General features: G+C 61.6%; 21 protein-coding genes and 1 pseudogene. 10 read left to right on the top strand and 12 right to left on the bottom strand.

Going from position 1 to position 22,638, the window contains the following annotated elements; genetic code table 11:
* Nucleotides 1-13 precede the first annotated feature (13 nt).
* The 4 genes from ACWICV_RS15255 to ACWICV_RS15270 all read right to left on the bottom strand — a co-directional run bounded on the left by ACWICV_RS15255 (nucleotide 14) and on the right by ACWICV_RS15270 (nucleotide 3,103).
* The gene (locus tag ACWICV_RS15255) at nucleotides 14-682 is read right to left on the bottom strand and encodes a response regulator transcription factor (protein WP_402473734.1); all 669 of its coding nucleotides are present in this window, start codon (nucleotides 680-682) and stop codon (nucleotides 14-16) included.
* Nucleotides 679-2,130 carry a sensor histidine kinase gene (locus ACWICV_RS15260; RefSeq protein ID WP_286134703.1) on the bottom strand — a complete coding sequence of 484 codons (1,452 nt, stop codon included), beginning with the start codon at nucleotides 2,128-2,130 and terminating at the stop codon, nucleotides 679-681. The genes ACWICV_RS15255 and ACWICV_RS15260 overlap by 4 nt, the downstream gene beginning before the upstream one ends.
* The gene (locus ACWICV_RS15265) at nucleotides 2,120-2,545 is read right to left on the bottom strand and encodes a hypothetical protein (RefSeq protein ID WP_105662648.1); all 426 of its coding nucleotides are present in this window, start codon (nucleotides 2,543-2,545) and stop codon (nucleotides 2,120-2,122) included. The genes ACWICV_RS15260 and ACWICV_RS15265 overlap by 11 nt, the downstream gene beginning before the upstream one ends.
* Before the next feature lie 72 nt (nucleotides 2,546-2,617).
* Nucleotides 2,618-3,103, bottom strand: coding sequence for an Lrp/AsnC family transcriptional regulator (locus ACWICV_RS15270; RefSeq protein ID WP_105662647.1), 486 nt, complete (start codon nucleotides 3,101-3,103; stop codon nucleotides 2,618-2,620).
* A 127-nt stretch (nucleotides 3,104-3,230) separates the two neighbouring features.
* Here ACWICV_RS15270 and kynU point away from each other — a divergent pair, with 127 nt between their 5' ends.
* From kynU to ACWICV_RS15285, 3 genes are all read left to right on the top strand, one after another.
* Nucleotides 3,231-4,511 (top strand): kynureninase, encoded by a 1,281-nt coding sequence (gene kynU, locus ACWICV_RS15275; protein ID WP_105662646.1) that lies wholly within the window; start codon nucleotides 3,231-3,233, stop codon nucleotides 4,509-4,511.
* A gap of 123 nt (nucleotides 4,512-4,634) precedes the next feature.
* The gene (locus tag ACWICV_RS15280) at nucleotides 4,635-6,017 is read left to right on the top strand and encodes an amino acid permease (protein ID WP_454091280.1); all 1,383 of its coding nucleotides are present in this window, start codon (nucleotides 4,635-4,637) and stop codon (nucleotides 6,015-6,017) included.
* Between the two features lie 106 nt (nucleotides 6,018-6,123).
* Nucleotides 6,124-6,747: a thymidine kinase gene (locus tag ACWICV_RS15285; protein ID WP_105658007.1), complete on the top strand. Its 624-nt coding sequence runs from the start codon at nucleotides 6,124-6,126 to the stop codon at nucleotides 6,745-6,747.
* 121 nt (nucleotides 6,748-6,868) lie between these two features.
* On the opposite strand, the gene ACWICV_RS15290 is transcribed toward ACWICV_RS15285, so the two are convergent.
* Nucleotides 6,869-7,273 carry a RidA family protein gene (locus ACWICV_RS15290; protein WP_133834957.1) on the bottom strand — a complete coding sequence of 135 codons (405 nt, stop codon included), beginning with the start codon at nucleotides 7,271-7,273 and terminating at the stop codon, nucleotides 6,869-6,871.
* Nucleotides 7,274-7,360: 87 nt separating this feature from the next.
* On the opposite strand from ACWICV_RS15290, the gene ACWICV_RS15295 reads away from it, so the two are divergent.
* Nucleotides 7,361-7,768, top strand: a complete 408-nt coding sequence (locus tag ACWICV_RS15295) for a winged helix-turn-helix transcriptional regulator (protein WP_400291060.1) — start codon at nucleotides 7,361-7,363, stop codon at nucleotides 7,766-7,768.
* Between the two features lie 341 nt (nucleotides 7,769-8,109).
* Nucleotides 8,110-8,316 (top strand): hypothetical protein, encoded by a 207-nt coding sequence (locus ACWICV_RS15300; RefSeq protein WP_400291062.1) that lies wholly within the window; start codon nucleotides 8,110-8,112, stop codon nucleotides 8,314-8,316.
* On the opposite strand, the gene ACWICV_RS15305 is transcribed toward ACWICV_RS15300, so the two are convergent.
* The 4 genes from ACWICV_RS15305 to xylA are packed head-to-tail and all read right to left on the bottom strand — an operon-like array spanning nucleotide 8,313 to nucleotide 12,813.
* Nucleotides 8,313-8,846 carry a TetR/AcrR family transcriptional regulator gene (locus ACWICV_RS15305; protein WP_400291064.1) on the bottom strand — a complete coding sequence of 178 codons (534 nt, stop codon included), beginning with the start codon at nucleotides 8,844-8,846 and terminating at the stop codon, nucleotides 8,313-8,315. The two genes, ACWICV_RS15300 and ACWICV_RS15305, sit on opposite strands and share 4 nt — an antisense overlap.
* A 33-nt stretch (nucleotides 8,847-8,879) precedes the next feature.
* Nucleotides 8,880-10,148: an FAD-binding protein gene (locus tag ACWICV_RS15310; RefSeq protein WP_454091281.1), complete on the bottom strand. Its 1,269-nt coding sequence runs from the start codon at nucleotides 10,146-10,148 to the stop codon at nucleotides 8,880-8,882.
* 9 nt (nucleotides 10,149-10,157) lie between these two features.
* Nucleotides 10,158-11,585, bottom strand: a complete 1,428-nt coding sequence (gene xylB, locus ACWICV_RS15315; RefSeq protein ID WP_454091282.1) for a xylulokinase — start codon at nucleotides 11,583-11,585, stop codon at nucleotides 10,158-10,160.
* 40 nt (nucleotides 11,586-11,625) lie between these two features.
* Complete coding sequence (gene xylA / locus ACWICV_RS15320) at nucleotides 11,626-12,813, bottom strand: xylose isomerase (protein ID WP_400291070.1); 1,188 nt, start codon at nucleotides 12,811-12,813, stop codon at nucleotides 11,626-11,628.
* Between the two features lie 133 nt (nucleotides 12,814-12,946).
* Between xylA and ACWICV_RS15325 the strand changes: the two genes are divergently transcribed.
* On the top strand, nucleotides 12,947-14,182 hold the full coding sequence (locus ACWICV_RS15325) for an ROK family transcriptional regulator (RefSeq protein ID WP_454091283.1): 1,236 nt from the start codon (nucleotides 12,947-12,949) through the stop codon (nucleotides 14,180-14,182).
* Here the strand turns inward: ACWICV_RS15325 and ACWICV_RS15330 are convergent.
* Nucleotides 14,167-14,976, bottom strand: a complete 810-nt coding sequence (locus ACWICV_RS15330; protein WP_400291074.1) for a MerR family transcriptional regulator — start codon at nucleotides 14,974-14,976, stop codon at nucleotides 14,167-14,169. The genes ACWICV_RS15325 and ACWICV_RS15330 overlap by 16 nt on opposite strands.
* A 263-nt stretch (nucleotides 14,977-15,239) precedes the next feature.
* Between ACWICV_RS15330 and ACWICV_RS15335 the strand changes: the two genes are divergently transcribed.
* Both ACWICV_RS15335 and ACWICV_RS15340 read left to right on the top strand, forming a co-directional pair.
* The gene (locus ACWICV_RS15335) at nucleotides 15,240-16,529 is read left to right on the top strand and encodes an adenylosuccinate synthase (protein WP_388024618.1); all 1,290 of its coding nucleotides are present in this window, start codon (nucleotides 15,240-15,242) and stop codon (nucleotides 16,527-16,529) included.
* A gap of 154 nt (nucleotides 16,530-16,683) precedes the next feature.
* Nucleotides 16,684-16,887, top strand: a complete 204-nt coding sequence (locus tag ACWICV_RS15340) for an NUDIX domain-containing protein (protein WP_454091367.1) — start codon at nucleotides 16,684-16,686, stop codon at nucleotides 16,885-16,887.
* Between the two features lie 23 nt (nucleotides 16,888-16,910).
* On the opposite strand, the pseudogene ACWICV_RS15345 reads toward ACWICV_RS15340, so the two are convergent.
* Together ACWICV_RS15345 and ACWICV_RS15350 are read right to left on the bottom strand one after the other, a co-directional pair.
* Nucleotides 16,911-17,321: pseudogene (locus tag ACWICV_RS15345) on the bottom strand (HipA domain-containing protein); the annotation flags it as partial.
* A 337-nt stretch (nucleotides 17,322-17,658) separates the two neighbouring features.
* Nucleotides 17,659-19,188, bottom strand: a complete 1,530-nt coding sequence (locus ACWICV_RS15350; protein WP_402473725.1) for a sodium:solute symporter — start codon at nucleotides 19,186-19,188, stop codon at nucleotides 17,659-17,661.
* Nucleotides 19,189-19,556: 368 nt separating this feature from the next.
* Here ACWICV_RS15350 and ACWICV_RS15355 point away from each other — a divergent pair, with 368 nt between their 5' ends.
* Nucleotides 19,557-21,212: a thiamine pyrophosphate-dependent enzyme gene (locus ACWICV_RS15355; protein ID WP_105657924.1), complete on the top strand. Its 1,656-nt coding sequence runs from the start codon at nucleotides 19,557-19,559 to the stop codon at nucleotides 21,210-21,212.
* Between the two features lie 135 nt (nucleotides 21,213-21,347).
* Nucleotides 21,348-22,631: an AAA family ATPase gene (locus ACWICV_RS15360; protein ID WP_454091284.1), complete on the top strand. Its 1,284-nt coding sequence runs from the start codon at nucleotides 21,348-21,350 to the stop codon at nucleotides 22,629-22,631.
* Nucleotides 22,632-22,638 lie beyond the last annotated feature (7 nt).

The following is a 22,638-nucleotide window of genomic DNA, read 5'->3' on the forward strand; positions in this document are numbered from 1 at the left end:
GTGCAGGATTCGGCTAGCGCTCCGAGGCGAGTCGGTAGCCGAATCCGCGTACCGTCTCAAAACGTTCCGAGCCGAGCTTGTTGCGCAGGTAGCGGACATACACATCCACCACGTTGGATCCGGGGTCGAAATCATAGCCCCAGACCCGGGAAAGCAATTGCTCGCGGCTCAGCACCTGGCCCGGGTTGCGCAAGAAGGCTTCGGCCAGCGCGAATTCACGCGCGGAAAGGTCGACTTCGCGCTCATTGACCGTCACCCGGCGGCGCAGCAGGTCCATGATCAGGTCTTCGTGGGCCAGCGAGGAAACTTCAGGTGCATTGTCCTCGGCGCGCAGGCGCAAGCGCACCCGCGCCAGCAACTCATCGAAGTGGAATGGCTTGGCCATGTAGTCGTCGGCGCCGTTCTGCAGGCCGGCTACTGTGTCTTCCACGCTGCCGCGTGCGGTCAAGATGATCACCGGCGTATCGATCTGCGCGGCGCGCAGACGCCGCAATACCGAGAAGCCGTCTTCATCCGGCAGGCCGAGGTCGAGGATGATCAGCTCATGGTCACCGTCAATGGCCTGGGTGAAGCCATCATGCCCGGTTTCTGCGATGGATGAGGTCAGTCCCGCAGCACGCAGCCCCTTGGCTACGAACGAACTGATTCGCGGTTCATCTTCAATGATCAGTATCTGGCTCATGCTTCCTTGCTTCCAGTCGTCAACGGCATGTCAATGTAGAACGTCGAACCCTTGCCATGTTCCGAGTTCACCCACACGCGTCCGCCGTGGGTCTCCGCTATGGCCTGCACGATGTTCAGCCCCAGGCCGGACCCCGAAGAACGAACAGAGTTCTGGCCCCGTCCAAAGCGCTCGAAAATACGTTCAAGATCTTCAGCCTGGATGCCCACGCCCGCATCGGATACCCACCAGCGCAAGGTGGTGTTGCCATGCCCATCGCGCACGATCTCGTTGCCCAAGCCGATACGGCTATCCGCAGCAGAGAACTTCACCGCGTTGGCGCAGAGCTGCAGCATGGCCTGGGTGGTCCGGACCGGGTCGAGAGCCACGGTGGCCTCGGTGCGGTAGTCCACGCGCCACTGGCGCGGACCCAGGCCACGGGCTTTGTCGAGGATGTCGTCAAGCAGCTTGCCGACTTCTGCCGGTTCCACCTGGAGGAAATCCGTGCGGTTGGACTTTGCCAGGGTGACTAGGTCATTGATGAGCAAGGACATGCGCCCGAGCTCGTCCATGGCGATATCGCGGCTCTGGGCAACGTCGTCCGGATCGTTGGGATCCATCAATTCCAGATGCCCGTTGATGATAGTCACCGGCGTGCGCAGTTCGTGCCCGACATCATCGAGCAGCTGGCGCTGGGAGCTGAGCGCGCCTTCAAGGCGATCCAGCATTTCGTTGACGGTGACCGTCAATTCGGCGAATTCGTCATTTCCGGAAACTTCAATGCGCTGGGATACGTCGGTCTCCGAGATCTGCTGCGCGGTAGTTTGCAGGCGGCGGATCGGGTCGAGCATTCGGCCAACCACAAGCCAGGCGGCCAGCGCGGCCACGAGCATGACCGAGGCGCCGACGGCACCATAGATCATGAAGTTGCGGTCGTTGGCGATGGCCTCGGCAGAGTAGTCGTAGGCCAGCACGAACGCGCCATGCTCGTGGTCTGCAGGAAGGCTAACCGGAACAACGACGGCACGGTAGGTCGTGATGTCCGTGTCGACAGTTCCCAAACGGATATGGTTGGCGTCCTGGATGCTTCTGGCCCATTCGAGGAATTCCGGATCATCTTCCAGGCGGGTGTTGACGATATCCGGTGCGGTCCAACGCACCTCGTCACCGACCAGGGAGAGCATGCCCTGCTTCGGGGAGGGCAAGGTGCGCTGCATTGCTATGTAGAGCAGGTCTTCAGCGTGCTTGAAGCGTTCCATGGTGCGCGGATCAACACCGGTTTCGGTAAGAACTTCGAATTCCTTGACGGTGCGAGTCAATGACTCATCCAAGCGCTCATTGAGTTCGTGGCGTTGTACGCCGAAGCTTGCCGTACCCGCTGCCAGCAAGGCCAAGCCAACCAGGAGCATCATCCCGGTCAGAACTCGGGCCCGGATGGACCACCGGCGTTCCGGCGCTCTAGTCGTCATCGTCGTCGTCATAGTCTTCGTAGTCGTCATCGTCGTCATCGTCGTCGTACTGGGTGCCCGAAGGAGGCAGCGGGACAACGGTCTTCTTTGGCGGTGCTGGTGCTGGAGGTTTCGGCTTGGGCTTCGGTGTCGGGGTAGCGCTGGGCTTAGGCTTTTCCGAGGTTTTCGGCTTGGCAGAGGTGCTCGGGCTGGAGGACGGCTTTTGGGATTCAGCCGCCGAGGAAGAAGGTGAAGAGGAAGGAGTGCTAGGTGTGCCGATTGTCGGGGAAGGAGTCACTTCTTCGAAGATGAACCCTTCACCGAGGTCCCGGTCCGCCGGGCCTTCCAAGGCTTGGCTGATTCCGAACGCGCCAAGAAATACGACTGCGATTACAGCGATTGTCGCAAAGACGCGGCGCAAAGCTTCCTTTCCCATGTTTTTCATTGTGGCTGAAATAAATGAGATATAGATGAGAGACGCCGTTAGATGACAAAAAGCCTGTCTCGGCTAAGCCAGGTGCTCGAAGATAATTACCGTCTGGGTGGATGAGAACGCGCGGTTGGAGCCCAAGTGCGCGGCCACGAATGCCCGTAGGTCTTCGATGCTTCGGGTAGCCACCCGAACCAGCAAATCCGGCGAGCCGCCAAGAACGAAGACTTCCTTGACCTCGGCGAGCTCTTTGAGCTGATGCGCCGAGGAGAGCAAGCGGTCTCGGGCTGTGGACGAGACCACAATAGAGATCATGGCGTTGACGGCCACGCCAAGAAGTTGCTCATTGATCGCAGCATGGTAGCCGGTGATCACCCCCGCCTTGGAGAGGGCTTTCACCCGGCCCAAGCAGGTGGACGGCGCCAGGCCGACTTTTGCAGCCAGGACGTTATTGGCAATTCGAGCATCCTTGCTCAGCTCGGCGAGAATGGACAAATCCGCTTCGTCTACACGAACAGGATTCGGCTTGGCGTCGCCTTGAACTGTCCATAATGAACCTGCCACGGTTGATCAACTCAATTCTTTGGGAAAGTTCAGATTTAGTCGCACTATATCGAATCTGATTCTACGATGGAAACACCATCGAGAACGGAAGTTCTCCCGCTTTGATCTTGGCTGAACAGGAGATCCAATGACCACGGAACTGACCCGAGAGACCCTTGCCCAGTTGGACGCGACAGACCCGCTGGTGGCCTTTGGCGACCGCTTCAACCTCCCGGAAGGCGTCATCTACCTCGATGGCAACTCATTGGGCGCGTTGCCGAAGGGTGCGGCCGAACGTGCCGCCCAGGTGGTGACCGAAGAATGGGGCCAGGGCCTGATCCGTTCCTGGAACACCGCCGGCTGGTTCGAGATGCCGCTGAAGCTCGGCGACAAGCTGGGGCGGCTGCTGGGCGCGAACCCCAGCGAAACCGCGATCACCGATACCACCACACTGAATCTGTTCAAGGCCTTGGCATCGGCACTGCGCACGCAGAAGGCTGATGCCCCGCAGCGCCGGGTGATTCTCACCGAACGCGACAACTTCCCAACAGATATCTATATCGCCGAGGGATTGGCTGATCTGGTCAACTCGCTCTCGCAGGAAACAGGTGTGGCCTATGAAGTGAAGCTCATCGATGGCGAGGCGTCGCTGCGCGCTGCACTGGACGAGACTGTCGCCGTGGTTGCCCTGTCGCACGTGAACTACCGCACCGGTTCCATGTGGGACATGGACGAGACCACCGCAGCAATCCACGGCTCCGGAGCCCTGGTGGTCTGGGACTTGGCCCATGCCGCGGGTGCAGTGCCGATTGACCTGAATGCCGCAGATGCAGACTACGCCGTGGGCTGCACCTACAAGTACCTCAACGGCGGCCCGGGTTCTCCGGCTTTCATCTGGGTCAATGCCCGCCACCATGAACGTTTCTGGCAGCCGCTGTCCGGCTGGTGGTCGCACAAGTCGCCCTTCGAGATGGCTGGCAGCTACACTCCAGCAAATGACATTCGCCGCTTCATGTGCGGTACCCAGCCGGTTACTTCGCTGGCCATGATCGAGGTCGGCCTGGATATCGCGCTGGAAGCGGACATGGACAAGGTGCGCGCCAACTCGCTGGAGCTGGTGGACCTGTTCATCGAGCTGGTTGAAACCCGCTGCGCCGGCTACGGCCTGGAACTGGTGACTCCACGCGAACATGCTGCTCGCGGCAGCCACGTCAGCTTCCGCCATGAGCATGGGTACGAAATCATCGCTGCGCTCATTGACCAGGGCGTTATCGGGGACTACCGCGAACCGGAAGTCCTGCGCTTTGGCATCACCCCGCTGTACCTGACGCGTACCGATATCTGGGACGCCGTGGAGAAGCTGCGTGAAATTCTGCACACCAATGCCTGGCAGCGCGAAGAGTACGCCGTGCGTAATGCCGTGACATAACGCAAATTCCGCCGCTTTCGGGTCTTGGTGCGCCGAAGCCGGCGAATCTGCGCGAGAGTAACCTTAACAACAGCACGGCATTTTCGATGCCGTGCTGTTCGCATAGGTCTAAAGGGAGCATCGTTGGGCAAGCAGCCGGTACGCGCCACTGAATTCGGTTCGGGTTTGAAGAAGTCGCTGACTCCTGGGCAGATGTCCATGATCGCGCTGGGCAGTGCCATCGGCACCGGTCTTTTCGCGGGCAGCAAGCTCGCCATCGCCATGGCCGGTCCCTCGGTGATCATCAGCTACCTCATTGGCGGGGTCGTCGCCTTGCTGGTCATGGGCGCATTGGCGGAAATGACCGTCAAGCAGCCGGTGGCCGGTTCCTTCGGGGTCTACGCCGAACGCTATCTTGGACGTTTCGCCGGGTACCTGACCAAGTACCTGTACTGGTCTGCGCTGATCTTCGCCGTGGGCACCGAAGTCAGCGCGGTAGGCGAGTACATGCAGTACTGGTTCCCCGAGATTCCAGGGCTGGTTTGGGTCCTTGTCTTCTCGGCCGCGCTTTTGGGCGTGAACTTCTCCAGCGTGAAGATCTTCGGAACCACCGAATACTGGTTCTCCGCGATCAAGGTCTTCGCGGTGGTCGCGTTCATCATCATTGCCCTCTGGCTGGTGTTCCACGACCCCAGCGACCAATACGGGTTCCATAACTACTCGGCCGAAGGCGGCTTCTTCTCCAAGGGCCTGTTCGGCATGTGGACCGCTGTCATCGTGGCGATCTTCTCCTACATGGGCATCGAGGCGATCTCCATTGCCGCCGCAGAAGCAAAGAACCCCAAGATTGCCGTACGCAAGGCCTTCAAGGTCTCCTTCCTGCGCTTGCTGCTCTTCTACGTGTTCACCATGGCCCTGATCCTCGCGGTGGCGCCCACCAGCGAACTGCTGGCCGGCGGATCGCCATTTGTCACTGTGATGTCCCAGATGGGTATCCCGTTCGCCGATTCGGTACTGAACTTCGTGCTCATCATTGCCGCGCTCTCGGCCATGAACGCCCAGCTCTATGCGGCAACCCGCATGCTGCATTCGCTGGCTGATTCCGGGCACGCGCCGCGCCTGGCACACCGGACCAACAGCGCGGGCGCTCCTATCCACGCGGTGTGGATGTCTGCCGGAGGCATCGCCGTGGCAGCACTGGTCTACGCGCTGGTTCCGGAGGGAGGCTTCGGCATCATGATGTCGCTGGCTACCTTCGGTGCCCTGGCGACGTGGTTCATGATCCTGGTGACCCACGTGTCCTTCTGCCGCCAGGTGCGCCTGGACCGGGCCGTCCTGGAGTACAAGCTGCCAGGCTACCCGGCCGCGTCGATTCTCGGCTCGGTACTGCTCGCCGGCCTGCTGGTGACCTCGTTCTTCGTGCCGGAATTCAAGTACACCCTGATCTTCGGTGTTCCCTTCGTCATCGTGATGTCGGTGCTCTACAGGCTGGTTTTCGCCGGCAAGAAACAGCCTGCGGTGAAATAGCAGGGCAATCGTCCGCGGCGCCGGTTCGCTGGCGATCCGCGGCGCGGGCACTAAGATCTTAAGGGGCCTGCCAGTTGGCAGGCACCGCAACTTTCGAGGAGCAATGGTGGCCAAGCTGTATTTCCGCTACGGAGCGATGAACTCGGGCAAATCCACGAGCTTGCTGCAGGCTGCCTTCAACTACGAAGAACGCGGCCAGCGTATCCTGCTGGCCAAGCCGGGGGTTGACACCAAGGGCGAGAAATCAATCGTTTCCCGCCTGGGAATCGAACGCGAAGTCGACTTCAGCGTGGGGCCGGAAGAGAACCTCCGCGAGAAGTTCGCGGCCCATTGCCTCGGCGATGACCCTGATGCCTTGCTGCCGCATGTGGATGCGCCGCCGGTAGCCTGCCTGCTGGTCGACGAAGTTCAATTCCTCTCCCGCACCCAGGTCGATGATCTTCTGCGCATTGCCGTGCTCGATGATGTCCCGGTGCTCGCCTACGGTATCCGTACCGACTTCCGCACCCGCGCCTTCCCGGGCTCGGCACGCTTGATGGAACTGGCGCACTCACTTGAAGAGCTGAAGACCATCTGCCGCTGCGGGCGCAAGGCCATGTTCAATACCCGCCGATCGGGTGACCACATTGTTTTTGATGGAGACCAGGTCGCTATCGACGGTGAAGAGGTCTGGTACGAGTCGCTGTGCGCTGCCTGCTATCTGGAAGCCTCCGGCGGCAAGCTGAGCTAGCTCGGTAGCCTTTCGGACCGGAAGCCTCGCGCCGGCCGAAAGCCGCCGGAGGCCGGTCCACCCAGTGGCGGCCAGCCGGGTAAGGCGCTGGCCGCGGCCCATTCGGCGTTTTCGCTGCGGGTCAGAGTATCGCTGTAGCTTCGATCTCCACGAGAACTGCTGGCTCGTACAGTTGGGCCACGGCGATCAACGATGCAGGCGGCATCGGAAGCTGCAACCCGATTTCCTCCGCGACGGATTCGACTCCTTGCATGAACTCCGATATTTTGCTGGTTTCCCAGTCGGTTACGTATACGGTCAGCCTGACGACGTCTTGGAACCCCGCCCCTGCCGAGTTCAAGCCTGCGGAAACGTTGCGTAGCGCCTGCGCCACCTGGCCAGCCAAATCGTCGGGGATCCTGGAGCCGTCGGGCATGTGGGCTACCTGTCCGGCGATGTGGATATGCCGCGTGCCGGATCCCACCGCTACGTGGTGGTAGGGAGTTCCGGGGAGCATCCCGGCGGGGCTTGAATAATTCACTGGCATGGAATTCTCCTTCAGTAGTTCGCTGCTGGATGCAGGTATAAAACTTATACTTGGTCTACAAAAGCAACTGCAACGAAACTAGGTGCAATGGAAGAAACCTCCGAATCGCCGCTGGGCATATCGGCTTCCCACCGCGAACTGCTCGACCAGGTCTTGGACAAGTGGTCTTTGCATGTCTTGAGCCAGCTTTGCGAATCACCCAAGCGATTCAACGAGCTGCGGCGAGCCGTTCCGGGAGTGAGCCAGAAGTCCTTGACCAATACGCTGCGCCGGCTGGAGCGAAATGGCGTCATCGACCGCAGGGTATTGCGCTCCCGTCCGGTAGCAGTCGAGTACCGTGTTGCGCCGATAGGCAAGACCATGCGCGCACCGATCGATGCGCTCCTCGACTGGACAGTGAGCCATATGCCCGATATCGAACAAGCGCGGGAACGATACGACCAGTTCGAAGAACAGAACGGCGATGGCTCATTCCAGGAAGAACCTCCAGAATGAAGATTCATCCCGCTGGCCCTGCCTCCGGCGCATCGGGATCTCTCGAAGGCGCGGTACCGAAGGCCACGGATTCGAATATTCATCGACACCGATTCATGCCGGACAGCTAGAGGGCGCAAAACCCATTGCGGAAGGAATCGCCTGCTTGCGGCCGCAGGCAAATACCAGGGATTCCTGGAGGGAGTCGTGAACAAGGAATTGATGCATGATGCGATCGAGAAAGGGCGTGCAGCCGAAGCTGTTGCCATGGCAGTGCTCCACGACCCTGGCATGCTGGTCGAAGAGCTCGACAACCACCGGATCACGCAGGACGCCCAACCATACTGGGACTTCGCGCAGGAATGGATCGCTGCCGCTCGGGTGCTCGACAAGCCCAGCTGCTTATCGACTCGGTGCAGGAAGCGAAGAACTACCTGGCAAGTTTGATTGAGGACGTCTCGGTCCTGAGCGATAACCCGGAAGCTGCCTTGGCCAAGAAGGAAGTTCGAGAATTGACCGCTAGCGCGCGGGAGCTGGCAGAGTTGGGAATTCCCGGCGCGAGGCGTTAGCCGATGAGGCCGGCAACGGCCCGCTGCAGCCCCCAGTCGAAGCCATCAGCCAGGGGTGCGTCGACATCGAGCTGCACTAGGTTCTGGCGGTAGGCAACCGAGCCGAGCACGTGGTTCAGCAAAAGCTGCTGGCCATGGCGGGCATTTTCGGCAGGCAGTCCTGCTGCTTCCAGCAGGGTGCGAAGCTGCAGCACCGGCTGGAGCTCGGTGGCCCGCATCGCGGTGGCGACTTCGATGACCTCGGGGCTGTCCTGGATCGGCAGCAACGCGAGGTAGAGCTTGCGTGCCAGCTGCAGGATCGCCTCGGATGGGGAGTTGTAGTCCTCGGCAGCCACCGACAGCGCAGGGGTGTTCAGCAGCTGGGCGGCAACCTGCGCCAGCAGCTCCTGCTTGTTCTTCACATGCCAGTAGAGCGCACCGACCTGGACATCGAGTTCCTTGGCCAATCGGCGCATCGACAAATCAGCCAACCCGAACTGTTGCAGGATGCCGACCGCGGTGTCCACGACCGTTAACTGAGTCAATGCCATGGTGACAAGTCTAGTCGCAACGCCGGTGCGCGCTCAGGCTCCAAACACCGTGCGGTCCAGGAAGTCGTTGCGGAACTTGCCGGACGGATCCAGGCGCTGCGCCAATGCAATGAAGTCGTTGAACTTCGGATACAGCCCGGCCAGCTGCGCGCAGGTGGCTGCGAAGAGCTTGCCCCAATGCGGGCGTGCCGCAAAAGGCGCCAGTGCTTCCTCGATCCGTGGAAGGAGCGCCTCGACAGCCTCCTGCCGGGGCTTCCAGGTGAAGTGCAGGGCGATGCCGTCACGGCCGTAGTTTCCACTGAGCCACAGGTCATCGGCGGCAATGGTGCGCACTTCCGAGACCAGCAGCAGGGGAGTGATGGCGGGGGAAAGGCTGCGGATAGCCTGGATCGCTTCTACCGCGTGCTCGCGCGGGACCAGGTATTCGGTCTGCAATTCATCGCCGGCGCTGGGGGTGAAGTCCATGCGGAAATGCGCCAAGCGATCCGACCATGAACCCGCCTGGCCCAACTGGATGCTGCAGATCCCGCCATCGGCGCCGGGCAGCGGGTGCAGCGCAGCGGTCGCCGGGAACCCGCCGAATCGGCCCTGGTCAATATGCTCTGCCAGCGCGTCGCCGACGCGGCGCTTGAGCCAGGCCTGGCCTACCTGCTCGCCGCTCCAGTCAGTGAACAGGCTGACGCTGTAGGCCGAAGCCTGAATGGTGTCGAAGTCCTCGAGCACCTTGTCCCAGGACAGGTCCTGGTAGACGGTCTGCTCCACCTCGAAGCTGGGCACGATATCCAAGGTGAGGTGAGTCAGCACGCCCAGCGCACCCAGGCCGACCACGATGCCATTGAAATCCTCGTCGCCGCGCTTCACGCTCAGCTGCGAGCCATCGGCCAGCACCAGTTCCACCGCGCGCACGGCGGTGGCGAGGTTGCCATGGGTTTCGCCGGAACCGTGGGTTCCCGTGGATACCGCCCCGGCAACCGAGATATGCGGCAGGGAGGCGAGATTGTGCAGGGCATAGCCGGCGCGTTGCAGTGCATCAGCCAGGGCACCGTAGGTAGTGCCGGCGCTGACGCGCACGGCCATGGCCTGCTCATCAATCTCGATGGCTTCTGGCATCTTGGCCAGAGTGATCATCAGCTCCTCGGTATCGGCGATGTCATTGAAGGAATGGCGCGATCCCAGGACCTTCACGGATTTTGCAGCACGCACCAGGTTCCGCAACTGTGCAAGGCTGGTGGGGTAGAGCAGTTCTTTGGCCCGGTATTCAAGATTTCCGGCCCAGTTCAGTTCCCTGTTGCGCAGTTCCACGGCTATTCCCTACTTGTCGAGCCACTGGCTGGAAACCAGTGCGCGGTAGCGTTCCAGTACCTGCGGGGCCGGTTCCATCGCCGGGACTTGGGCAGTGCCCTGTGCCCAGTGGGGGAATTCTCCGGCCAGGACGCCGGCCGCCTGGCGGGCGGCTCCATCGGCCACGTATTCGCCCGGGGCGGGGACCAGGATTGGCAAGCCCAGGATCTGTGCGGCGATCTGCTGGACCGCGCGGGACTGCGCGCCACCGCCGACCAGGATGACGCGCTGGGCTTGGACGCCTTGCGCTTCCAGTGCGCGCAGGCCGTCGGCCAGCGAGCAAACTACCGCTTCCACCGCGCTGCGGGCCAGATTCGCGGCGGTGTAGTTGGCTCGGGTGATGCCATGCAGCGAGCCGGTGGCCTCTGGCAGGTTAGGGGTGCGCTCGCCGTCGAAGTAGGGCAGCAAGGCCAGGCCGTCGCAGCCCGGGGCGGCGGACAGCGCCAGGTCATTGAATTCTTCGAGGCTGGCCTGCAGCAGGCTGGCAGTGGCGTCGAAGATGCGGGTGGCGTTCAGGGTGCATACCAACGGCAGGTAGTTGCCGGTAGCGTCGGCGAAGCCTGCCACCAGGCCGGAAGCATCTGCCGAGGGGGAATCGGCAACCGCGAAGACAGTGCCGGAGGTGCCCAGGGACATCACCGCATCGCCCACCTTGGCGCCTACGCCCAATCCGGCTGCGGCGTTATCGCCCGCGCCGGCACCGATCAATGCGCCAGACGCGGTGCGGCCAATGGATTCCAGCGGCCCTGCAACGGCTGGCAGCAGCGGGGCGTGGCCTAAGTGCTGCTCCAGCGCCTCGAGGTCGTAGGCGTTTTCGGCGGGACGGTAGTATCCGGTGCCCGAGGCATCGGAGCGATCGGTGCGCAGCGCGGCCAAGCCTTCGGCGCCGCTGCCCGGACCGTAACCGGCCAGTCGCCAGGACAGCCAGTCGTGCGGCAAGCAGACGGCGGCGACCTTGGCGGCGTTTTCCGGTTCGTTGTCCTTCAGCCAGCGCAGCTTGGTCAGCGTGATCGAGGAGACCGGGAGGGTGCCGGTGCGCTGTGCCCAGTACTTGGCGCCGGCTTCCATATCGCCGTCACCGGCATCGGAAATGATGTCGGTGGCGGACTGGGCGCTGCGGGTGTCATTCCACAGCAGCGCCGGACGGATGACGGTGCCCGATTCATCGAGCACCACCATGCCGTGCTGCTGCCCACCCACCGAAACTGCGGCTACATCATCCGGGCCGCCGGCCTGGGCGATAGCAGCCTGCATCGCAGTGAACCAGAACTCTGGATCCACTTCGGTGCCCTCAGGGTGCGAGGCACGTCCGGAGCGGATCAATGCGCCGGTTGCGGCGTCGCGGATGACCACCTTGCATGATTGGGTGGACGAGTCGATGCCGGCAACGAGCGTCATTGTTCGGGCTGCTTCCTTCGGTGGGGTGGGTATGCGGGGTTTAGCGGGCGTTGAGCAGGTGCTCGATAGCCAGCTGGTTCAGGCGGATGAACGCGAAGTTGCGCTGCGCCGCGGCGTTGGCGTCGAAGTCGGCGAAGCTTGCCGCATCGTTCATCAGCTGTGCTGCGGTTTCGCCAGCGTTCAGGGTGGTTTCGCCCAGTTCGAAGACACCGGAAAGCTTCATGGCTTCCTGTACTTCTGGATCTGCGCGGAATGCCTGTGCGCGTTCCTTGAGCATCAGGTACATGGACATGTTGGCCTTGGCCGAGTCCCAGACGCCAGCGTAGCCGTCGGTGCGCGATGGCTTGTAGTCGAAGTGGCGTGGGCCGTCGTACTTCGGTCCGCCGGTTGGGAAGCCGTTCTCCAGCAGGTCAACGGTGAAGAAGGCGCTGGTCAGATCGCCGTGGCCGAAGACGAGGTCCTGGTCGTACTTGATGCCGCGCTGGCCGTTGAGGTCGATGTGGAAGAGCTTGCCTGCCCACAGCGCCTGGGCGATGCCATGGGTGAAGTTCAGGCCAGCCATCTGCTCGTGGCCGGTTTCCGGGTTCAGGCCAACGATGTCGCCGTGTTCCAGCTTCTCGATGAAAGCCAGGCCGTGGCCAACGGTGGGCAGGAAGATGTCGCCGCGTGGTTCGTTTGGCTTCGGCTCCAGCGCGATGCGCAGGTTGTAGCCCTTGTCCTTGATGTAGCCGGCCGCGGTATCCACGCCTTCGCCCATGCGGTCCAGTGCTGCTGCCAGGTCCTTGGAGCCATCGTATTCGGAGCCTTCGCGGCCGCCCCACATGACGAAGGTTTCGGCGCCCATCTCGGCTGCCAGGTCGATGTTGTGCAAGACCTTGGCCAGTGCGAAGCGGCGGATCGAGCGGTCGTTGGAGGTGAAGCCGCCGTCCTTGAACACCGGGTGGCTGAACAGGTTGGTGGTCACCATCGGGACCTTCAGGCCGGTTTCTTCCAGTGCTGCACGGAAGTCCGAAAGGATCTGCTCGCGCTGGGAAGCGGTGGCGTCAAAAGGAATCAGGTCATTGTCGTGGAAGGTGATGCCATAGGCGCCGAGCTCGGCAAGCTTGTGGACGGCTTCTACCGGGTCCAGGTTCTTGCGGGTGGCGACACCGAAGGGATCGGCACCGGTCCATCCCACGGTCCACAGTCCAAAAGTGAAGCGGTCGGCGGCGGTTGGCTGAAGAGTCATGGGATGCATCCTTGGATCGGGGTGGTATGGCTTCCGCCATTTAGTTTATGTTCTGAACTATATGGGTGGCAATACGCTAGAGTCAATAGCGAAACCCGCAAATCCATTCCAGGAATTTCCACAAGGAGAAGGCATGCGCCAACCAGCGTCCAGCGCCCGAGCCGCAGCATCCTCCGCCCCGGGCAACGTCGGGGACGTGCGCAAAGCCAACTTGGCCAGGGTCCTGTCGGTGATTGCCGGCACCGGCGATGCCGGGAGGCTATCGCGAGCTGATATCGCCCAGCGCAGCCAATTGACCAAGGCCTCGGTCTCCAGCTTGGTCGCCGACCTGTTGGCTGCCGGGTTGGCCATTGAAATCGGCGTGCACCGCGACGGGGAGCGCGGACGGCCCTCGGTGGGGCTGGTGCTCAATCCCGCGCGCTGCGTGATGGGCATGGAAATCAATGTCGACTACATTGCCGCCGGATTAGTTGACCTGAGCGGGAAACTGCTGGCGCACGAAATCCGGCCGCGCACCAATCACCGCTCGCACTCCGGAGAAGTGCTCGCCGCGCTGGGGGAACTGAGCCGCAATCTGCAAGAAGCGGCCCAATCCCAAGGACTGGCGATTCTTGGCGGAGCGCTCGCCGTCCCGGGCTTGGTGGACGAGGAGCAGTTCACCGTCTTGCAGGCCCCTAACCTCGGTTGGGTGGAGCAGGAACTGGATGTCGCGGCGCTGCTGCCCGAACCCAAAACCCGCTTCAGGCTCTTTAACGAAGCCAACGCCTCGGCGCTGGCCCAGCAGCAATTGATGGCGGCCCAGGACCGCGACTTCCTCTTTGTCTCGGGGGAAGTGGGCATTGGCGGCGGATTGATCATCGGCGCTGAACTCTTTGTCGGACCCCAGGGGCATGCCGGCGAACTCGGGCATGTGGTGATCGCCCCCGATGGCAAGGCGTGCAGCTGCGGCGGGCGTGGCTGCTTGGAAACCGTCGCCGGGCAGGAAGCTATTCTGGCCGCTGCCAACCTCGGGGCGGTTGCCGATAGCGAATCGCGCCAGGAGCGAATTGGCCGGCTCTACCAAGCGCTGGAAACCGGTGCCGAACCGGCAGTGGGCGCGGTGGCCGAGGCCGGAAAATCCTTGGGAATTGCCGTAGCCTCGGCCATGCGCCTGTACAACGTTTCCACCGTGGTCTTTGGCGGGCATTTTGCCGCCCTGGAGCAGTGGTTGCGTCCTGCCATGGAAGCCAGCCTGCAGGTGCACGCGCCAAGCATCGCCGCCCAAGCGCGGCTGTTGTGTTCGCCGCTGGGCCAAACCGGTGCGCTGGTCGGCGCCGCGCGCAGCGTAGTGGGAGACCTGCTGGAGGCCCCGCATCAGCTGGTTGGCTGAGGCTTGCTGACCGGTTGCTGCAGCTCGGTCACCCAATCCGCTTGGTTTTCCGACACGGCGCGCACATAGGCTTCGCGGCACGGACCGGATGGGACTAGCCCGCGGGCCAAGACTTCCTCGTGCACGGCCTGCCAGCTTTCATGGATGGTGTCCATGGCTCCCAAGTGCACCCCGCAGATCGCCTCGGGCACTGCAGGAAGCTCGATGATCTCGACCCCGGCGAGGTTCATAGCGCTAGTGGCGTATCCGGCAATGACCTCTACGCCATCCTCGGTGCCATCGTATTGCGCAATGGGGGTGGCAAGGCTCTGGCCCTGAAGGGACTGCGCGATTCTGTCGAAGAGGGGACCGACGCGACCGGCGATTTCAGGTTGCTCGGCCACCGTGAAACGGCCTGCGGCCAAGCGCACCGCGGGCAATGGCTTGTGGATGATTTCAATACGTGACATGTGCTTCTCCTTGGAGATCAAGTGCAGGCGCCGCTGCACGTCTGCCAAGCGCTGTGTGGCCAACTGGTGTTCGGCCTCAACCTGCGCCCGGCGAATGTGCAGAAGCTCGGCTATTTTTCCAGCTGTTGCTCCCTGATCCAGGATTATGGAAATCTCTTCGAGCCCGAACCCCAAATCCCGCAAGGCGACGATTTGATGCAAACGCTGAAGCTGGGAAGGATCATAGGAGCGGTAGCCGCTGAACGGGGCCACATGGGCGGGGGTGAGCAGGCCGGCAGTATCCCAATGCCGCAGCATGCGGTGGGTAACCTGGCCGATCTGCGCAAACGCCCCGATGGATAACATGCTTCAGTTCTCCGCCCTCACACTGTGTCAGGGTCAAGTCTGCGCGAGAAACTCGTTGATATCCATGATTAACCCCGACTTCGTGACGTGCAACTCGAGATTCGCTAATCGTTTCGGTAAACTTTGGTCGTAAGAGCCCCTAACTCTTGCAACGGACCTCCGGGTTTCAGTGAGCAGGACAGGGGCATATTTTTTGCCCGGCACCGTGCCGGGACGGCGCTAAGCACGCCGTAACCACTGCTTTTTGCAAGGGGGAGGATCCCATGCCAGCAATCGTGATCGTCGGAGCCCAATGGGGCGATGAGGGTAAAGGAAAGGCTACCGACCTGCTCGGTGGCAAGGTTGACTATGTAGTGAAGCCAAACGGCGGCAACAACGCCGGGCACACCGTGGTCGTCGGCGGAGAGAAGTACGAGCTTAAGCTCCTTCCTGCCGGCATCCTTTCCCCGAACGCCACTCCGATTATCGGCAATGGCTGCGTGGTGAACCTTGAAGCCCTCTTCGAAGAAATCGACGGCCTGGAATCGCGCGGCGCCGACACCTCGAAGCTGCGTGTCTCGGCCAACGCGCATCTGGTGGCCCCGTACCACCAGACCATGGACAAGGTCACCGAGCGCTTCCTGGGCAAGCGTGCCATTGGCACCACCGGACGCGGCATCGGCCCGGCCTACATGGATAAGGTCGGGCGCTTGGGCATCCGCGTACAGGACGTCTTCGACGAGTCCATCCTGCGCCAGAAGGTCGAAGGCGCACTGCGCCAGAAGAACGAGCTGCTGGTCAAGATCTACAACCGCCGCAGCGTCGAGGTCGAGGAAATCGTCTCGTACTTCCTCTCCTACGCCGAGCGCCTGCGCCCGCTGGTCATCGACTCCACCTACGAGCTGAATAAGGCTCTGGACGAGGACAAGGTCGTGCTGATGGAAGGCGGCCAGGCCACCTTCCTGGACGTGGACCACGGTACCTACCCATTCGTGACGTCCTCCAACCCGACTGCTGGTGGCGCGTCGGTGGGTTCGGGCATCGGCCCGACCCGCATCACCCGCTCCATCGGCATCATCAAGGCCTACACCACCCGCGTGGGTGCTGGTCCGTTCCCTACCGAGCTGTTCGACGACATGGGCCTCTACCTGCAGAAGACCGGTGGCGAATTCGGCGTAAACACCGGACGCCCGCGTCGTTGCGGTTGGTACGACGCCGTGCTCGCTCGCCACGCTTCGCGCGTGAACGGCTTCACCGACTACTTCGTGACCAAGCTGGATGTGCTCACCAACATCGAGCAGATCCCGGTATGCGTGGCTTACGACGTTGACGGCGTGCGCCATGACGAAATGCCGATGACGCAGACCGAGTTCCACCACGCGAAGCCGATCTTCGAGTACTTCCCGGGCTGGACCGAGGACATCTCGGGTGCGCAGAGCATGGAAGAGCTTCCGGAGAACGCAAGGAACTACATCCTGGCCCTGGAGAAGATCTCCGGCACCCGGATCTCCGCCATCGGCGTGGGACCGGACCGCGATCAGACCATCGTGCGCCACGATCTGATCCAGGACTAGGTTCCCGGGACTTAGGAGCTATCGCAGTTCATCAATGAATGAACTGTGATAGCTCCTTTTTCGTGTGCACGGCCCTGAGCCGAGCAGGTGACCAGCTTCTGTCACGTCAAGCGGAATTCCTAGGATTGAAAAGCGCATGGTCGTAGTGACGGACATGCGCAACCAACACCTGAACGTATCAAGGCGGAAGCCGAATGCCAGAAGAGGCTACTTTCAGCGCAGTCATTATCAGAAACGATGCGGACAGGTTCTGGCAGTCGGCAAACGAGGTGCGGCATCTTTCGTATTCCCTAATGGAAAGCCGGAGCCAGACGAATCTGCTATCGATGCGACCATGCGAGAAGTCAGTGAGGAATGAGCCAGGTGGCAACCCCCTAGTGGTTATGTGCTTGGCGGGATGAGCCGGTCGATGCGCTCTCTGGTGTCAGCGGCAACGTCGAGGAGCATGAGGGTGAACCAGCCTTCTGCGCGTGATTTTCGATGAGCTCCCGGAGCGCATCCAGCATTGCCTTCAGGGTAGTGCGTATTTGCCTGGCGGCAATTTTCGCAGGAACACCCCCAAGAGGCCGCTTCGTCCATCAAGTGCCTGCCGTTGACCTCGTCGATGTGCACGCCGGTGCCTACGTACAGGGACAGCTCTCGGTCGGCGTGCTCCCATACGGCAGTGGGGACCACATCGTAGGCCGGAGCCAGTCGTGCGGTTCCGCGGTCGATGGTCAGCCCGATGTTCCCAGCGTGCATGTCGCAGTTTCCCAAGGCCAGGTTCACGGTCAGGTACTTGAGCAGCCGTGGTCGGTGATGGTGGCCGTGTGCACCCCGTCGTCAGGTGATGAAAAGTTTGAGCATCAGCGACAGAGCGGCAATGAAGTGTTTCAACTTTGCGGGAACGATAAAGATGCCCAGATTCCAACGCTGCAAAACTGGCGTTTGCAAGTTCCTGTCCGGCAAAGAGGGCCCTACTGAAATGTGGCCTCATAATTTCATAGCCCACTTGGAGTCCTGCGCAGTCAATTCTGCGGCGCCGAATATCGAGGAGCAAAACGATCCCCGTGCTCAGTAGTGATCACGGCTGAGCAACACTGAGCCCGAGGCTCGAATACAAGGGTTCGCTTCGATGTTGCTTACTGGCCTAGTACGTTGGCTCCTGTGCAGTAGTGCTGGCCGGAGTGTCGTGGGTCTTGCCGGCAACTCGCAGGTTCCAGTGCTCGATCACCTGCCGGTTAGTGGGCTTGGTCAACAGCGAAACAGCAATGAACGCTACTGCCGAAGCGATCAGGCCGTAGTAGATCGGCTCATTGGCGTAGACGCCATCGAACTTGTTCTCAGCCTGGATCTCCAAGATGATCATCGTGCCCAAAGTGGCTATTGATCCTGCCGCCATGGAGGCTGTGGCACCAGTGCCGTTGCCGCGCTTCCACAGCAGGCCGCCGATGATTGCCACCAGCAATCCGCCCACCAGGATGTCGTAGGCAATGGTCAGTGCTGCGACCACGTCGTCCACCAGGATTGCCAAGGTGACCGTGACGACGCCCAGCGCCATCACCCAGATGCGGTTGGCGCGAACATCATGCTCGGGGTTCTCATCGGTATTCACTTCCACGCGCTTGCCGAACCAGCTGGCCGCAAATGGGGTGACATCGGTGCGGGCCACGGTTGCGGCGGCGATCAGCGCCCCGGAGGCGGTGGACATCATCGCGGCCACGGCTGCGGCCATGACCAAACCTCCCACCGCAACTGGCAGCAGCTGAGTGGCGACCTCGGCATAAACCACGTCCTTGTTCTCCGCCGCGCCCGCGATATTCGGCAGCGCCACCTTTGCGGCCATGCCAATCAGTGCGCCGGCAGCTCCGTAGAAGATGCAGTAGATGCCGGCGGTCATCCCGCCCCAGCGGGCGACCTTCGGGGTTTTGGCGGTGAAGACGCGCTGCCAGATGTCCTGGCCGATCAGCAGGCCCAGGGTGTAGACCACGAAGTAGGTGATGATCGACTGCAGCCCCATGCCGGTGAAGCTGAAGAATTCGGCGCCCATGCGCTCGCGGATGCCATCCAGGCCGCCGGCGGCATGCATGGAGAAGGGCAGCATCAGGGCGAAGATGCCGATGGTCTTGATGATGAACTGCACCTGGTCGGCCAGGGTGATGGACCACATGCCGCCGATAGTGGAGTAGATGACTACGATGGCGCCGCCGATGGCGATGGCCAGCCATTTCTCCCAGCCGAAGAGCACCACGAAAATGGTGGCGTAGGCGCTGGTTGAGGTGGCGCAGAGCATCAGCGTGTAGGCCAGCATGACGATGCCGGAGGTATTGGTTGCCGCCGCGCTGCCGTAGCGCAGGGTCAGCATCTGCGAAACGGTGAAGACCTTGAGCTTCTGCAGCGTCGGGGCGAAAGCCAGCGACAGCAGGATCACGCCTGCGCCAATAGCCACCACGAGCCACATGCCGGAGATCCCGTGCTTGTAGCCCAGGCCAACGCCGCCCACGGTCGAGGCTCCGCCGAGCACCACCGCCGCCATGGTTCCGGTGTAGAGGAAGGGGCCCAGGCGCCGGCCGGCCACCAGATAGTCGCTGCTGTTCTTGGTGCGGGATTTGCCCCACCAGCCAAAGGCCAGCATTGCGGCCAGGTAGGCGGCGACAATCGCGCCGTTGATGAATTCCATGGAGAACCTCGATGTCCGGATAAAAGCAGCGCTTACCTTAAGTAAACTTTTGTTGCATCACAGGCTACTAGCGCTGGCGCTGCCGATCAATGGAAATCGCGAACATTGCCCACCGCACTGCTCTGGCCAGCCGCAATGTGACGAAGCAAACCGTTCCATTCAGTGAAACTTTCTAGACATTTTGCACTCAAATATGATTCACATACGGCATCGTGTCACATATGCGTAGCATTCGATCGGCAATGTGTGCAATCGCAGCTTGTTTAGTACTGTTTCACGTTGACGCAGCGTTGCATCATTGGCCAGCAGGGCCGTTTTCTCCGCCGTTGCGTCAGACGATTTCTCGAAACCAGAAAGACGCCTAGAAGATGAGTGAAAATGGTCAGGGCCTGACAAAGAAGTCGGCCGGACACGTCATTGTCGACACGCTTGCCGCGCACGGCGTGGAACGCGCCTACGTGGTGCCGGGTGAAAGCTACCTGGATGTCCTTGATGGGCTGCACAACTCGCCAATCGAAACCGTGGTCTGCCGCCACGAAGGCGGAGCCACCTACATGGCCGAAGCCGAAGGCAAGATGCACCAGCGCCCCGGCATTGCCATGGTGACCCGTGGCCCGGGGGCTGCCAACGCCCACGTCGGCCTGCATACCGCATGGCAGGATTCGACCCCGCTGGTGCTGTTCGTGGGCCTGATCCCGTTCGAGCACCGTGAAAAGGAAGCCTTCCAGGAATTCGATCCCAAGGCATGGTTCGGCACCGGCGCCAAGCGCGTGATGATCTTGGACCACGCCGATCGCGCCAGCGAAGTCGTCGCCGAGGCCATGTTCGCTGCCATGTCCGGACGCCCGGGCCCGGTGGTCGTCGGCCTGCCAGAAGACATCATCCGCAACGAAGTTTCCGCCGAAGTCCATCCGGAAATCCCGGTGGCTACCGGCGGCATGACCGTGACCGACTGGAAGGCGCTGAATACTGCCTTGCAGGAAGCGGATAAGCCGCTGTTCATTTTCGGCGGCAACGACTGGTCCCACGAAGGCGCAGCGGACTTCACCCGTTGGCTCGAGGAACACGACCTGCCAGCCGCTGCCGAATGGCGTTGCGAGGGTACCGTGCCTTTCAACTCGCCATCCTATGTTGGCCCGATCGGCTACGGCCGCCCCAAGCCGACCTATGACCTGCTGGAAGAGACTGATCTGCTGATCTTCGTCGGCACGGTTCCAGGCGACGTCATCACCGACGGCTTCAATGTCCGCCAGAACTGGGACAAGAAGAACTTCCTGGTCACCATCGACCCGTCGCTGCGCGGACGTTCCGGCCCGGTATCGCACCAGATTGTCGCCAAGCCCGATGTCTTCGTTCGCGACCTGCTGCTGATGGATTTGCCGGTCAAGGAATCCTGGAAGGAGTGGACTTCCCGGATGCGCGGCGAGCAGGAGAAGTTCGCCGAACTTCCACCAGCGCAGCCTTCCGCGGGCCAGGCGAGGATGGCGACCATGATGGCTAATCTGGTTGGATCCCTGCCCGAAGACGCCCTGGTGACCTTCGGCGCCGGCGAGCACACCAACTGGGCCCACCGCTACTTCCCAACCAACGGCTACGCTTCGATGCTCTCGGCACGCAACGGTTCCATGGGCTACTCGATTCCTTCCGCCGTCGCCGCTTCGCTGAACTACCCGGGGCGCCGCGTGGTGACCATCGCAGGTGACGGCGAGTTCTTGATGAATGGCCAGGAGCTGGCTACCGCTGCCCAGTACGGCGCCACCCCGCTGGTGATCGTCATGGACAACCAGCAGTACGGCACCATCCGCACCCACCAGGAACGCCAGTACCCGGAACGGGTTTCCGGAACCCAGTTGGCCAATCCCGACTTCGCGCTGATGGCGCAGTCCTTCGGCGGGTTCGGCGTCCGCGTCGAGAATGATTCAGATGTCCCGGCTGCCCTGGAAAATGCGCTGAAGGCCATTGACGAAAACAAGAAATTCGCGTTGATCCATTTGGTGGTAGAGCAGGGAGTCAAGGCCTACTAGGCACTGGGTGCGCTCAGCGAACAGTCGGGTCTGCGACGTATAATTCCAGCGGGTGTCGTTTCTAGCGATACCCGCTGGATGCTTTAACCAGCAGAGGCAACAGACCGAGACCTTCAACCGTGGAGCGGCCCTAGAATGAACGATGCCCTTATTGCTAGCCTTCTCCGGGCCGTAGAAGCAGCGCCGGACGACCATGCCCTGCGATTGCACTTGGCTGAACAGCTCGATGGTGCCGGTCGATCCGCCGAAGCGCTGTCCCATGTCAGCATCGTGCTGCAGCAGGATCCGGGGAACGCGTCCGCGCTGGGAAGGCTTGGAACGATCAGCGCGTCGATGGCCGCAGCGATGGCCCCGCAGGCGCCCGTCGAACCCGCAGCGTATGCCGCGCCGGCTGGAAACCAGCAGAACGATACGCCACCAGGCTACGACTGGGAAGCGGGTTCCAAGGAACTCGGCAGTTCGCTGCCGGCGCCCTTTATTGAAGGACGGGTCCCACTGCGCTCAGATGCGGGGTCCGATGCCCCGGAAGCTCCCATCGAGAACCCGGCCGGAACGGGTGTCACCCTGGATGATGTGGGTGGATTGCAGGCGGTCAAGGACCGCCTGGACGAATCCTTCCTGGCACCGATGCGCAACGCCACAATTGCCAAGGCTTTTGGCAAATCATTGCGCGGCGGGCTGCTGCTGTATGGGCCACCGGGATGCGGCAAGACTTTCCTGGCTCGCGCGGTGGCCGGTGAGCTGAAAGCCAATTTCATGTCTGTCACCATTACCGATGTGGTTGACTCCTACATCGGTGAAACGGAAAAGCGGCTCAAGGCGATTTTCGACCGGGCCCGCAAGAATGCTCCAACGGTTCTCTTCATCGATGAGATTGATGCCATCGGCATCCGCCGCGGTTCGCTGACTGGATCGGGCGCGTGGATGCGCCAGATGGTCAATCAGCTGCTGATCGAAATGGATTCGCTTGCGGGAAACAACGATGGCCTTTACGTTCTGTCGGCTACCAACCACCCATGGGATCTGGACGAAGCACTGCTGCGTCCAGGCCGGTTGGACCGGACCCTGCTGGTGACTCCGCCGGACGCGCCGGCACGTGAGTCCATCTTGCGGTACCACTTGAAGAACCGCCCGATTGCCGGAATCGACCTGGAATGGATTGCGGCACAGACCGACGGGTTCTCGGGTGCGGACCTGGAGCACGTATGCACCACTGCCGCCGAGAAGGCAATGATGCAATCCATCGAGCGCAACGAGGTTCTCCCCTTGGACATGAGCCATATCAGAACTGCCCTGGCGGAAATCAAGGCGTCGACTTTGCCGTGGCTGGAATCCGCGCGAAATGTGGTGCGCTTCAGCAACCAGCATGGCCGCTACGATGATTTATCCGAGTATCTGGTTTCGCAGAACATGCTCTAGAAAGCAC

This window comes from Glutamicibacter sp. NPDC055354, assembly GCF_053644955.1.

Excerpts from the sequence above, each read along its gene's own strand:
- ACWICV_RS15340 (WP_454091367.1), top strand. The coding sequence starts at position 16,684 with ATGCGCAACCAACACCTGAACGTATCAAGGCGGAAGCCGAATGCCAGA.
- ACWICV_RS15260 (WP_286134703.1), bottom strand. The coding sequence starts at position 2,130 with ATGACGACTAGAGCGCCGGAACGCCGGTGGTCCATCCGGGCCCGAGTT.
- ACWICV_RS15265 (WP_105662648.1), bottom strand. The coding sequence starts at position 2,545 with ATGGGAAAGGAAGCTTTGCGCCGCGTCTTTGCGACAATCGCTGTAATC.
- xylA (WP_400291070.1), bottom strand. The coding sequence starts at position 12,813 with ATGACTCTTCAGCCAACCGCCGCCGACCGCTTCACTTTTGGACTGTGG.
- ACWICV_RS15325 (WP_454091283.1), top strand. The coding sequence starts at position 12,947 with ATGCGCCAACCAGCGTCCAGCGCCCGAGCCGCAGCATCCTCCGCCCCG.
- ACWICV_RS15355 (WP_105657924.1), top strand. The coding sequence starts at position 19,557 with ATGAGTGAAAATGGTCAGGGCCTGACAAAGAAGTCGGCCGGACACGTC.
- ACWICV_RS15300 (WP_400291062.1), top strand. The coding sequence starts at position 8,110 with ATGGATCGCTGCCGCTCGGGTGCTCGACAAGCCCAGCTGCTTATCGAC.
- ACWICV_RS15290 (WP_133834957.1), bottom strand. The coding sequence starts at position 7,273 with ATGCCAGTGAATTATTCAAGCCCCGCCGGGATGCTCCCCGGAACTCCC.
- ACWICV_RS15305 (WP_400291064.1), bottom strand. The coding sequence starts at position 8,846 with ATGGCATTGACTCAGTTAACGGTCGTGGACACCGCGGTCGGCATCCTG.
- kynU (WP_105662646.1), top strand. The coding sequence starts at position 3,231 with ATGACCACGGAACTGACCCGAGAGACCCTTGCCCAGTTGGACGCGACA.
- ACWICV_RS15330 (WP_400291074.1), bottom strand. The coding sequence starts at position 14,976 with ATGTTATCCATCGGGGCGTTTGCGCAGATCGGCCAGGTTACCCACCGC.
- ACWICV_RS15295 (WP_400291060.1), top strand. The coding sequence starts at position 7,361 with ATGGAAGAAACCTCCGAATCGCCGCTGGGCATATCGGCTTCCCACCGC.
- ACWICV_RS15335 (WP_388024618.1), top strand. The coding sequence starts at position 15,240 with ATGCCAGCAATCGTGATCGTCGGAGCCCAATGGGGCGATGAGGGTAAA.
- xylB (WP_454091282.1), bottom strand. The coding sequence starts at position 11,585 with ATGACGCTCGTTGCCGGCATCGACTCGTCCACCCAATCATGCAAGGTG.
- ACWICV_RS15255 (WP_402473734.1), bottom strand. The coding sequence starts at position 682 with ATGAGCCAGATACTGATCATTGAAGATGAACCGCGAATCAGTTCGTTC.
- ACWICV_RS15360 (WP_454091284.1), top strand. The coding sequence starts at position 21,348 with ATGAACGATGCCCTTATTGCTAGCCTTCTCCGGGCCGTAGAAGCAGCG.
- ACWICV_RS15350 (WP_402473725.1), bottom strand. The coding sequence starts at position 19,188 with ATGGAATTCATCAACGGCGCGATTGTCGCCGCCTACCTGGCCGCAATG.